The sequence below is a fragment of the Viridibacillus sp. FSL E2-0187 genome (genome assembly GCF_038006425.1).
Classification (GTDB): Bacteria; Bacillota; Bacilli; order Bacillales_A; family Planococcaceae; genus Viridibacillus; species Viridibacillus arvi.
Genome location: NZ_JBBOVG010000001.1, coordinates 3,783,664 through 3,796,026 on the forward strand (window position 1 = coordinate 3,783,664; position 12,363 = coordinate 3,796,026).

Consider the following 12,363-nt stretch of genomic DNA (forward strand, 5'->3'; position numbering starts at 1 on the left):
GTAAAATACTTTATAGCATTATAAATCCACAAAGGAGGCACTTTATGCTAAAACGTATAGTCATCACTGGCTACAAAGCACATGAGCTAGGCATTTTTAATGATCAACACCCTGGTATACCGATTATAAAGAAGTCAATACATAATCAATTGATTTCATTAATTAACGATGGATTGGAATGGGTTATTTTAAGCGGTCAACTTGGTGTAGAAACTTGGGCAGCAGAAATTGTACAAGAACTGCAAATTGAATATCCAGAGTTAAAATATGCGATTATCACGCCATTTCTGGATCAACAAAAGAATTGGAATGAACAAAAACAAGAAAAATACGATATGATTGCGGCAAAAGCCAACTTTGTGACGAGTTTAACGAAGCGTCCATATGAAGCCCCTTGGCAATTTATCGAGAAAAATAAATTTCTTATAAAAAATTCAGATGGTATTCTCATTATTTATGATGAAGAAAACGACGGTTCTCCTAAATATATAAAAAAGCTTGCCGAGCTGTATGCCGACAAGCATGATTACACAATTCTTAACATTAACGCCTATGATCTACAGGTTGTTGCTGAAGAAGAACAGATGAAAGAATGGGACTAGTTTTTAGAGGAGAGTTTTTTAGTTCTCAATGAAATCGTAACTCCACACACAATTACAATTCCACCCAATAATTGAAATAATTCAATTGGCGTTCCCAGTACAATTAAACCAACAACCATCGCAATAAATGGTTCCAAATTCATCAACAACGATGCATTAGATGCTCCTACTTTCTGAATCGAGTTATTCCAAAGATAAGTACATAGGCCGTGCATAATAATCGCTGTGACTATCAAAAGTAACCAATATGATAATGGCACTGTAAGAGCTTGCTCCATATACTTCCACTGCACAAATGGTAGCAACCCAATTAAACCAAAAATATTACTATAAAAAGTTATGACGCCGGGTGGCATCGATTTTGAAAGTTGTTGAACAAAAATGAGGAAAATAGAAAAGGATAGCATTGTTAATGTTATTAATAGCTCACCTTTACCAAAGTGTATTGTCACAAACGAACCATTCGTTATGACTAGCCAAACACCTAGTAAAGCAGCTAATGAACCGAACCAAAATACTTTTTTCTTTCGCTCTTTAAAAAAGGCTACAGATAAAATCGCCGTCATTATAGGAGACAATGCTAAAATAAGCGCTGCTTTAACTGGTTCTGAATATTGTAAACTTGCATAAAAACTCCATTGATTAAGTGTAATACCAATAAGCCCCGCAACAACTAATATTAGAAACCCCTTTTTAGATAGCCTATAATTTCTTACATCTCTAAAAGTAATGCTCCATAAAAATAGCACTATAAAAATTAGTCTAATAAATGCAATAACACTTGGAGCAAATACATTTACTAATATTGCACCAAAAATAAAATTACTACCCCAAGCAAAAACACAACAAAATAGAATGAAATACGTAACTAATTGATTTTTCATAAAAATACCTTTCTACAATTTTTCAGCTTTTCTAAAACGCTAAGAGGATACCCTCTAGGAAATGCAACAATCACCGTTTCCTTTCGGGTTATCCTCTCATTATTTATACAAATTGACCATTCACCATAACAGTTCGCTTAAGCGGCTTTCGAGCAACTACTTCTGCTGAAGAAGCGGCATCAAAGAATACAAAGTCTGCATCATCCTGAACATTAGGCCAAACTTTTCGACCATCCTGGTCTAAAGCTGTAATTCCTCCTGTAATCCATTTCAAAGCATTTCTAAGTGATTTCTCATCAATTTTACGCGTTAACTCACAAAAGCGAGTAACTTTTTCTAGAACGTCCCCAGAGCCATATGGACTCCAAGAATCAAAGAATCCATCACAACCAAAATTCACTTTTACTCCGTACCGATCTAGTAAATCGATTGGTGGAATAACTCTCTTTAAGTTAATAGGAACCGTGGACATAATAGCAACATTATTTTCTGCTAAACGTGTTGCAATTTTCTCTTGTTCAGGAATAGATACTTCACCTAAACAAAAAGAATGGCTTAAAGCTGTACGTCCATAATAATTTGCATCCTCAATAATGTCTACCCATTTATCCACTGTATAATAGCCTACATGTCCGCCATCATGAAGATGAATATCAACATCTGCATCAAATTCTGTAGCTATATTCATAGTTTCATATAAAGATTTTTCAATTGCATTATCAATTCCTGCTGGGTCTAATCCCCCAACCATTGTTGCTCCACTACGCATTGCTTCTCTAATTAAAGCAGGAACATGATCTCGAAGTAAACCATGTTGCGGGAAAGCAATAATGTCTGCAGTTACTTTACCTTTAAATGTATCAAGTGCTGCAATAACACCCTCTAAATTTTTCAGTCCGATATAAGGATCAATATTAACGTGTGTTCGAATATGCGTCGCACCATTTGCTAAAATTGTTTCAATCATTTTTGTCGCTCTTTGCTGTGTAGAATCAGCAAGTAAAGGTAGTTCGCTTGCCTCATGTGCCAATCGTTCTTTTAAGTTGGCCACAGGTGTACAAGCTCTCCATCCTAAAGACATATATGTTTTATCAAGATGATTATGCATCTCTTTAAATGTTGGAACGGCAAGTTTTTCTTTCATATCGATACTATCTTCATTAAAAGGAATATTTTCAGAAGTAGAAATTAATTTTGTTATTTTACCCTCAGTTATTTTAATATGGAATAATGCTGTTTCAGTTTCAACTGTGCCATTTGGTAAGACTCTATCTCCTACTTCTAATTTCACATTTGAAAGCCATTGTACGTTACTCATTATTGCCCCTCCTGTCCTACTAGTTCTTCATTGGTGAAAATAAGTTGACCTTGTGAAATAACATGTGTAATTGGTCTTCTTCTTGCTACAGCATGTGCTGAACACTCTGCATCAAGTAATACTATATTCGCTAGATCTCCCACTTGAGGCCAAACTCTCATACCTACATCATTTAGTGGGGTAATTCCACCTGATGCATATTTCCAGCAACGACTAAGAGAGTATTCATCAATGCATTTAAATCTTTCTACAAATGTATTTAGCTTTTCTACAGTATTCCCTGTCCCAAATGGTGACCAGTGATCGGTTAAACTGTCGTGTCCAAGCGAAACTTTTACCCCATTATCATATAAGTATGGAATTGGAATAGTTGTTCGACCAATTGGCACAGTTGAAGTGACATCAATTTGAGCATCTGCTAAAGTCGCCGTTAATGCTTCTAATTCTTTACCTTCTAAATCACCTAAAGCCATTGCATGACTAATTGTTACTTGTCCAACTTTGTTAGCCTCTTTTGTTAATTTCGCCAATTGATAGAATTCAAAAGCACCAAGTGTATTTGGATCATGAATATGCATATCAATACCAGTTCCTGCTTCCACTGCTATATCCATAGTTGTATGCAATGATCTATCGATGTCACGATCTATGACAGAAGGATCCAAACCACCAACTAATGTGGCACCCATTTTCATTGCTTCACGTATTAATGGTTCAACACCCGAACGTAATAATCCGTGCTGAGGAAAGGCTACAATATCATAAGTAACTTGTCCTTCAAATTTTTGAAATGCCTCTTTCGTTATTTCTATATGCTTTGTACCGATTTGTGGATCCACATTACAATGTGATCTAATGTGTGTATGTCCCTGTGAAAGTAGGAATTGAATCATATTTTCCGCACGCTGAAGTGCTACAGGAAGTTGAGCAGGTAATAATTCTCCCTCCTCTTCTATTCTAGTGAAAATACCTTTCATAGCTGGTCTACAAGCCTTCCAAGGACCACCAAAATATGTTTTATCAACGTGAATATGCATTTCTCTAAAGGCAGGCATTAATAAAGATTCTTGAGCATCTAAAACCTCAATATTTGAAGACAGGATATCTTTCCCGATTTCAGTTACTTGTCCATTCATAATTAATACATCAAAAATCTCAGTTTGCGTATTTACAATATGACCATTTATATAGCTAAAACCGGTTTCTAACTTAGCATTTTTTATCAATAGTTTCTGCATTACTTTCTACCTCCTATATGAATAAAACTAAATTGACTACAATGAGCAACAAATTGCACTTAAATTTCTCTCATTTTGTAAATCATATACTATTGTCTCTATATTCTCTATTTTCTGTAATTAATAGTTTCATAATTAATTTAAAATTAATGTAGAGCCTATTTTAATTTCTAAAATTTGGTGTAGTTTTTCACTATCTACAACTAGCATGATACTCATATTAGTGATGGCAAAATAAAAAGCTATTCCACGAGGTGTTTAACACCTGTGGAATAGCCTTAAATTACTACTCTTTATTTCCATCTAATACTTTTAACGTTTTTTTGTTAGCCTTCCAGCTCCAATAAGTTGCAAGTAATGGACCCGAAATATTGTGCCATACACTGAAGATCGCACTCGGAACTGCAGCTAATGGACTAAAATGAGCAACTGCTAATGCTGCTCCAAGACCGGAATTTTGCATTCCTACTTCTATAGATATTGCTTTTTGATCTTCATAATTCAATTTCAGTGCTTTTGCAATTAAGAATCCAAATAGTAACCCTAAACCATTGTGTAAAATAACAACAGCAAATATTAATAGCCCTGTTTCTAAAATTTTATCGCGACTACCACCTACAACTGCAGCAACAATCATCACTATCGCAATAACAGAAATCAAAGGCATAACACCAATCGCAGCATCTGTTTTATTTTTGAATATTAATTTTACAACAATGCCTAAAACAATTGGGATTAACACAATTTTAATAACAGAGATGAACATATCACTTGCCGATACTTTTAACCACTCACTAGCTAGTAAAAATACAATAGCTGGTGTCAAAAGTGGAGCAAGTAGAGTCGTAATAGAAGTGACTGTTACAGATAATGCTGTATTCCCTTTTGCTAAAAACGTCATAACATTTGAAGCCGTACCGCCTGGGCAAGATCCAACTAAGATGACACCTATTGCGACTTCTGGGGATAAATTAAAACATTTAGCTAGTATGTATGCTAATAATGGCATGACTATAAATTGCGATAGAACACCGACTATAACCCCTTTTGGCTGCTTCAAAATCAATTTGAAGTCTCCTATAGACAATGTCATACCCATACCAAACATGACAATTCCTAATAATAATGAAATATGAGGCCCAATCCAAGTAAATTGCTCTGGTGCATATAATGCTAGACCTGCAATTACCAAGATCCATATGGCGAAAGTATCGCCAACAAATTTTCCGATCTTTTCGATCGTCTGCATGTTACTTACCCCCTTTACAATTTTATTAGATTATATGCTCGAGATTTTAATTTATCATACTAAATTAATGATCTAATTTATAAACAATGTATTTTAGTAATCTACGGCAATAAAAAAAGGCACATCACTATAAAGAAGTGATGTACCTTAAAATAATATTAAACTTTCTAATCTACTAATTCTTCCTTTGATTCTTCTCTTCTCCATGGGATCATATTAAAAATAATATTTAATACGATAGCAGTTACACTTCCTGCAACGATACCGTTACTTGTTAGAATTTGAACGCTATCAGGTAAGACTTTGAAGATATCTGGAACAACTGTAACACCAAGGCCCATGCCGATTGCACAAGCGATAATCATTGAATTACCTTCAGATTGATTGATCGTTGTACTTAACATTTTAATACCTTGAGCAATAACCATCCCGAACATTGCAATCATAGCTCCACCTAGTACAGGCGTTGGAATGATTGTCGTTAATGCTGCTACTTTAGGCAAGAAACCTAGTGTTACTAGGAACCCACCTGTGACGAAAATAACATTGCGTGTACGTACGCCTGTCATTTGTAGTAACCCAACATTTTGAGAAAATGCTGTGTATGGGAATGAGTTGAAAAGACCGCCGATAATAGAAGCTAAACCTTCAGAACGATAACCACGAGCTAAATCCTTTTCTGTCACAGGTTGCTTACATATATCACTAAGTGCAAAGTAAGAACCTGTCGACTCTACTAAAGATACTAATGCTACAAGTGTCATCGTAACGATTGGTTCCCAATGGAATGTTGGTGTACCAAAATAGAATGGCTGAACCATTTGCAAAAAGTCAGCTTCAATTACTGGAGTAAAGTCAACTTTACCCATGAAGATTGCTGCAATTGTTCCGAGTACTAATCCTATTAAAATAGAAATTGCACGAGCAAATCCCTTTGTGAATCGATAAATTAAAACAATAGTAATCAATGTTCCAAATGCTAACGCGATGTTAGGAGCAGAACCGAAATCCTTAGCTCCTTGGCCACCACCCATATTGTTAATAGCAACTGGTATTAAAGTGATTCCTATAATTGTTACAACTGAACCAGTGACAACTGGTGGGAAAAAACGTACTAACTTTCCAAAAAAACTTGCAATCAATACTACAATTAGACCTGAAGCAATGACAGAACCATAAATTGCGGATAAGCCATATCCTTTACCAATTGCAATAATTGGTGCTACTGCCGTAAAGGTACAACCTAAAACGATTGGTAGACCTATACCAAAGAATTTACCCCGTACCACTTGTAATAGTGTTGCAATACCGCACATCATAATATCAATGGAAACTAAATACGTTAATTGCGTTGAATCAAAACCTAAAGATTTACCAATGATTAAAGGAACTAGAATAGCCCCTGCATACATTGCTAATAAATGCTGAATCCCAAGTGTCACTAATTTCAGGTTTTTCATCGAGCCAATTCTCCTTCGGCAAATGTTACTTTACCGTCTTCCAAAGATGAAATGATTGCTAGAGAATCAATACGAATACCTTTTTCACGAAGTAGCTTACCACCATCTTGGAAACCTTTTTCAATGACAATTCCTACGCCACTAGCAGTTGCGCCTGCTTGTCCAACGATATCAAGTAAGCCTTTCACAGCTTCTCCATTCGCTAAGAAATCATCAATAATTAGTACAACGTCATCTGATTTTAAGAAATCTTTTGATACAGAAATTTCATTCGTTTCATTTTTTGTAAATGAGTGAACTTTTGAAGAATATAAATTTCCTGCTAGAGTTAAAGATTTACGTTTACGAGCAAATACTACGGGTATACCTAAAATAAGACCCGCCATAGTAGCTGGTGCAATACCTGAAGATTCGATTGTAACGATTTTTGTTAAACCTGCATCTTTATAGCGATTCGCAAACTCTTCACCGATTTCTTGCATAAGTTTCGGATCAATTTGGTGATTCAAGAAAGAATCAACTTTTAATACTGTGTCTGATAATACTTTACCATCTTGTACAATTTTGTCCTGCAGTGCCTTCAAGTTTAGGCGCTCCCTTCTTTTCCTAGCGATTCCCAAATTTCGCACTATATTAATCATTAATACTCGTTTGTATCAATTAGAATATAATAAAAAAACTCAGAAACCATGCATCCAATCATACTATGAGTGGAGCAAAGTCCCCCGAGCTAAAAGTTCGTTGGGTATAGAAAAATAATGCCATTAGACATTTATTTTCTATATCATTGCCTCTCATAGTCAGTTTGTTTACGGCAAACCGGTAGAAACTTGCGAGCCTTATTCTCGCTTTTATATGAGTGAATGCTATTAAGATTTTCGTTATAGAATGTTCCTATTATAGCACTGAAATTTTGAATTTCAATCCTTACAAATAATGAAAGACTATTCAATCTTTTTCACGTTTTTAAAGCACTAAAACAAAAGGAACTATGTGGTATTTAACTAGTTCCATCTATATAAGCACCTCATTTATTTCAGCTCAGCAAATTAGAACTTATGCTATAATTCTCCTTTAGTTATTTAACATAAAAGACAATTTCAAGGAGTTGAAGATGTGATATGAGTAAATGTCCTAAATGTGACTCAGACAACATGAAACAAGGGGTACTTCACAGTGGTGCTGTAATACTTCAAATGGTTCCAGCAAGCAATACTAGAGGCAAATCCTCGCCTGTATCTGCTGAGTATTGTAATAACTGTGGATACATTGAAGCTCTGTATGTCATTAAGCCTCAGAATTTGCAATAACTTTTCTTATTCCACTATTATTTTAAGCCATTCAGTTAATGTATTTCTTTACTTCCCTTAGATGTATGTGAATTAATAAAACAAAAAACTACGCAGCTTAGAGGCTACGTAGTTTTTTAGGTTAACGGTGACTATCAAAGTCACAATCTTCTAGTTTAACGATTTTCGTTTTATGAACAATTTTATAACCGAACCAAATGGCTAAGAAAATTGGTAATCCGATATATGAAACAAGGATACCGTACCAATCGATATGGTCACCTGTGAATGCTGTATAGTTTTGACCAACAACAACAATTGCACAAAGTACAAAGGCAAAGATTGGACCGAATGGGAACCATTTTGCTTTATAAGGTAATTCGTTTAAATCGCGACCTTGTATGATATACGCTTTACGGAATCGGTAATGACTTACTGCGATACCTAGCCAAGCTACAAATCCACACATACCTGAAGCATTTAGCAACCAAATGTAGACAACACCATCACCAAAGAATGAAGCGATGAATGATACACAAGCAACTAAACAAGTTGCTACTAATGCAGCCATTGGAATTCCACGTTTGTTTAGTTTAGTAAACATTTTTGGTGCTTTACCATCTTTAGCAAGCTCCCAAAGCATACGTGATGATGCATATAAACCAGAGTTACCTGAAGATAAAATAGCCGTTAAAATGATCGCATTCATCACTGAAGCTGCAAACGCGATACCTGCATTTTCAAATACTAATGTGAACGGACTAACTGTAATATCACTACTAGCTAAACGTTCATCAGTAAATGGAATTAATAAGCCAATCGCTAAAATTGCTAAAATGTAGAATAAAAGGATACGCCAGAAAACTTGACGAACAGCTTTCGGAATATTTTTTCCTGGATCATCTGTTTCACCCGCAGTAATCCCAAGTAGTTCAGTTCCTTGGAATGAGAAACCTGCTGCTAAGAAAATACCGAACATTGCGAAGAAACCACCATGGAATGGACCATCTTCAATGAAGAAGTTTTTGAATCCAACTGGGTCTTGTCCACCCATTAAACCAAATACCATCAAGAAACTAACGATGATAAAGACAATAATTGTAACGACTTTAATTAGTGAAAACCAATATTCACTTTCACCAAAGCTTTTAATCGATAAGACATTCAAAGTGAAGATGACTACTAAAAATCCTGCTGTCCAGACAAATGATGATACGTCTGGGAACCAAAATTTCATAATTAGTGATACCGCTGCAATTTCTGCTGCAATCGTAATTGCCCAGTTATACCAGTAGTTCCAACCAAGAGCAAAGCCAAGCGCTGGGTCAACGAATTTAGATGCGTAAGTACTAAATGAACCTGATACAGGCATAAATGCTGCCATTTCCCCTAAACTTGTCATTAAGAAGAACACCATAATACCAATTAAAGAATATGCTAATAACGCTCCACCTGGACCCGCTTCGTGGATAGCTCCACCACTTGCTAAGAACAGCCCTGTACCGATTGTTCCTCCAAGTGAAATCATCGTCACGTGACGACTTTTCAATCCTCTATTAAGACCTTGCGTTTCTACGCTTTGGCCATTATTTTTATTACTCATTAAGAATCTCCTCTTTCCATTTTTCATTGCAAGAAGGTTAACTTGATGTCATAAAAAATACCATCACAAGGAATATGCGATGGTATCGAAACATGCCCATCAACCTTGATAAAGATAGCTCAACACGCCTGCTAAGACGTGACAGTTCTGCACCTTTCGGCAACAGCCCCAATGATTATAAGAAAAAGCTTATAATCACTTCGGCGATATTCCCTTTCAAATAGAATCCCCGACGCTTTTCGTCTCATCCATTTTACTTTTTAATACCGCGACCTCTACCTCATCGAATGGATGAGGCATTGCAATATATTAATTTAATATGTCCCCATTATAATACAAGAGTGTTCTATATTCAAGATGTAAATTTTCTTGAATATTAAAACAATTTAAGTCAATTTTTGTTAAGACTTCAAAATATAACTTTCGCATCATTCGGTAGATTTTGAATATGTTTTAAGTAATTGAGCACTTTCTCACTTTCTCCATAACTTTGAAATGAAAGCATATTAGCAACATTTGTTGCTGTACTTTGGAACAATTCACACATAGTAAATAGTGCTTGCCATGCTGAATCATAACTAGCATTGTTATATGTTGCGAGTAACTGCTCCCACACTTCTTTTGGTAACAGATACTCTAGGTCCTTGCCATTTTTACCAACGCTTCTAGAAAAGTCTGATTGCACTCCGACTTGCCATGAAAGCATTTGAATCAGCATTTCACGCGTATTATTAAAATGTGCTTGTGCATAGAGCATTTCTTTTCTCCATAAACCTTTCGCAATATATGTAGAAACCCACCAAAATTCATTGCAACAATCCTTATAATGTTCTTCTGTTGGGCATTGTACCCAATAATTGACGTCTGTTGGTGGAGGGAGTTTAGGAAGCGAACCATCTTTATCTAACAAAATAGTAGTTAAACTATCTTCTTTACAATATGCTTCTTGTTCTTCGACAGGGATAAGCATCAAATCTATTCGGTTCCCATCTGAAAATTGCATCAAATATGTATAGCGCCCGCCCAGTTCAGGTGGAAACAACACCATATCTTCTGGCGTTTGCATAATGATTCTCTCTCCAAAAATATCTACCCAATGAGGATTATTAGTAATTGATTTAATATCCGTCACAATATAAACGATATCAAAATCTTGAAAGGGATCCTTTTTTACATTAATATTTGTTCTTGAACCATTCATACAAACGGCACGTACGCGCTCATCATTTTCCGCTACACCTAGGATTAAATCCATCATTTGTTGCGCTGTTCTCATCATCAATACCCCCATATTAAATTGGCAATTTTATTTTGAATCACCTTATTATAATTATCCATTTTCTTTGATATAATTAACCTTTGTCAATTAGTGGGTTTAAAATATTATAAGATTCATAAATATATGTAATAGGAGGCGTTACAATTGGCAACAAATCAAGCTGTTCAAAGTGAAAACAAAATAAAATGGAATCGTAATGTTTGGTTACTTGTAATTGGGATTATTTTCATCGCTTCTACATTACGTGCTCCTTTAACATCTGTAGGTCCAATCATTTCATTTATTCGTGATGGCCTTCATATTTCAAATGTATTAGCAGGATTTATCACAACGATTCCCTTACTTGCTTTTGCCGTTATTTCACCATTAGCGCCAAAGTTCTCAAAGCGCTTTGGTATAGAACGTACTTTACTATTCTCAACAGCATTACTAGCTGTAGGGATTCTCACTCGGTCATTAGGCACGACATCCATGCTGTTATTAGGTACATCCCTAATCGGTGTGGCAATTGCTTTTGGAAATGTTCTATTACCAAGTTTGATTAAACTGAAATTCCCTTTACAAGTTGGATTATTAACAGGGTTATTCACAGTCTCAATGAATATATCGGCTAGCATTGCTGCTGGGATTAGTTATCCGCTCGCTAGCGGAGAACTCGGTTGGAGAATTGCACTAGGTATTTGGGTCATTTTAGCAATAATCGCTATTATTGTTTGGCTTCCACAAATTCGTAAAGCAAAGTCCGAATCAATTAATAACTCAGAAACTAATAGAGATCATGTCCCTCTTTGGAAATCACCTTTAACCTGGACAGTTACATTAGCAATGGGCCTCCAATCTCTCATTTTCTATACAACTGCTGCTTGGATTCCAGAAATGTTGCAGTCACAAGGAATGAGTGCAAATACAGCTGGATGGATGTTTTCATTTATGCAGTTTTCACAATTACCTGCTACATTTATGATTCCGATTATTGCAGGTCGTAGAAAAGACCAAAGACCTCTTGTTTTAGTTTTCGGTGTTCTTTATCTTATTGGCTTCGGAGGTATTTTAGCTGGATGGACCTCTTTAACAGTGTTGTGGATGATTTTACTTGGACTTGCAGGTGGTGCATCATTTAGTTTAGCTATGATGTATTTTTCATTGCGCACACGTACTGCTCATGAAGCAGCAGAATTATCTGGTACTGCTCAATCACTTGGTTATTTATTAGCTGCTATCGGTCCTGTTTTATTTGGCTATGTTCACGATATTACCAATAGCTGGACAACAGCTATCATTCTATTCATCATTACAGTTCTGCTATTAGTGGCAGTTAGTATGCATGCTGCAAAAGAAGGTTATGTTACACCCGAAAAATAGAGCAAACTCCGAGCTTACATTAGCTCGGAGTTTTTTATTTTACTAAAAGCAAGGTATGCATCCCCAACTTAATACTCTC

At 35.7% G+C, this 12,363-nt stretch carries 10 protein-coding genes and 2 riboswitches; of the genes, 2 read left to right on the forward strand and 8 right to left on the reverse strand.

What is annotated here, in order from left to right; all coding sequences use genetic code 11:
- Positions 1-44: 44 nt before the first annotated feature.
- Positions 45-602, forward strand: coding sequence for a DUF1273 domain-containing protein (locus MHH85_RS18360; protein ID WP_340708002.1), 558 nt, complete (start codon positions 45-47; stop codon positions 600-602).
- On the opposite strand, the gene MHH85_RS18365 is transcribed toward MHH85_RS18360, so the two are convergent.
- The 8 genes from MHH85_RS18365 to MHH85_RS18400 all read right to left on the reverse strand — a co-directional run bounded on the left by MHH85_RS18365 (position 599) and on the right by MHH85_RS18400 (position 10,919).
- Complete coding sequence (locus MHH85_RS18365; protein WP_340708003.1) at positions 599-1,486, reverse strand: DMT family transporter; 888 nt, start codon at positions 1,484-1,486, stop codon at positions 599-601. The two genes, MHH85_RS18360 and MHH85_RS18365, sit on opposite strands and share 4 nt — an antisense overlap.
- Before the next feature lie 103 nt (positions 1,487-1,589).
- Positions 1,590-2,804 (reverse strand): amidohydrolase, encoded by a 1,215-nt coding sequence (locus tag MHH85_RS18370; protein ID WP_340708004.1) that lies wholly within the window; start codon positions 2,802-2,804, stop codon positions 1,590-1,592.
- Entirely contained in the window at positions 2,804-4,042 is a 1,239-nt protein-coding gene (locus tag MHH85_RS18375) for an amidohydrolase (RefSeq protein WP_340708005.1), read from the reverse strand. Before MHH85_RS18375 ends, MHH85_RS18370 begins: the two co-directional genes overlap by 1 nt.
- Positions 4,043-4,328: 286 nt before the next feature.
- Positions 4,329-5,291 carry a bile acid:sodium symporter family protein gene (locus MHH85_RS18380; RefSeq protein WP_340708006.1) on the reverse strand — a complete coding sequence of 321 codons (963 nt, stop codon included), beginning with the start codon at positions 5,289-5,291 and terminating at the stop codon, positions 4,329-4,331.
- 167 nt (positions 5,292-5,458) lie between these two features.
- Positions 5,459-6,751: a nucleobase:cation symporter-2 family protein gene (locus MHH85_RS18385; protein WP_340708007.1), complete on the reverse strand. Its 1,293-nt coding sequence runs from the start codon at positions 6,749-6,751 to the stop codon at positions 5,459-5,461.
- The gene (locus MHH85_RS18390; protein ID WP_340708008.1) at positions 6,748-7,335 is read right to left on the reverse strand and encodes a xanthine phosphoribosyltransferase; all 588 of its coding nucleotides are present in this window, start codon (positions 7,333-7,335) and stop codon (positions 6,748-6,750) included. The genes MHH85_RS18385 and MHH85_RS18390 overlap by 4 nt, the downstream gene beginning before the upstream one ends.
- 193 nt (positions 7,336-7,528) lie before the next feature.
- A riboswitch (purine riboswitch) is annotated at positions 7,529-7,630 on the reverse strand.
- Positions 7,631-8,182: 552 nt separating this feature from the next.
- A complete protein-coding gene (locus MHH85_RS18395) occupies positions 8,183-9,643 on the reverse strand; it encodes an amino acid permease (protein WP_340708009.1) in 1,461 nt (486 codons plus the stop codon).
- A gap of 107 nt (positions 9,644-9,750) precedes the next feature.
- A riboswitch (Lysine riboswitch) is annotated at positions 9,751-9,929 on the reverse strand.
- Between the two features lie 123 nt (positions 9,930-10,052).
- Complete coding sequence (locus MHH85_RS18400) at positions 10,053-10,919, reverse strand: aminoglycoside 6-adenylyltransferase (protein WP_340708201.1); 867 nt, start codon at positions 10,917-10,919, stop codon at positions 10,053-10,055.
- A gap of 147 nt (positions 10,920-11,066) precedes the next feature.
- On the opposite strand from MHH85_RS18400, the gene MHH85_RS18405 reads away from it, so the two are divergent.
- Entirely contained in the window at positions 11,067-12,284 is a 1,218-nt protein-coding gene (locus MHH85_RS18405; RefSeq protein ID WP_340708010.1) for a CynX/NimT family MFS transporter, read from the forward strand.
- Positions 12,285-12,363 lie beyond the last annotated feature (79 nt).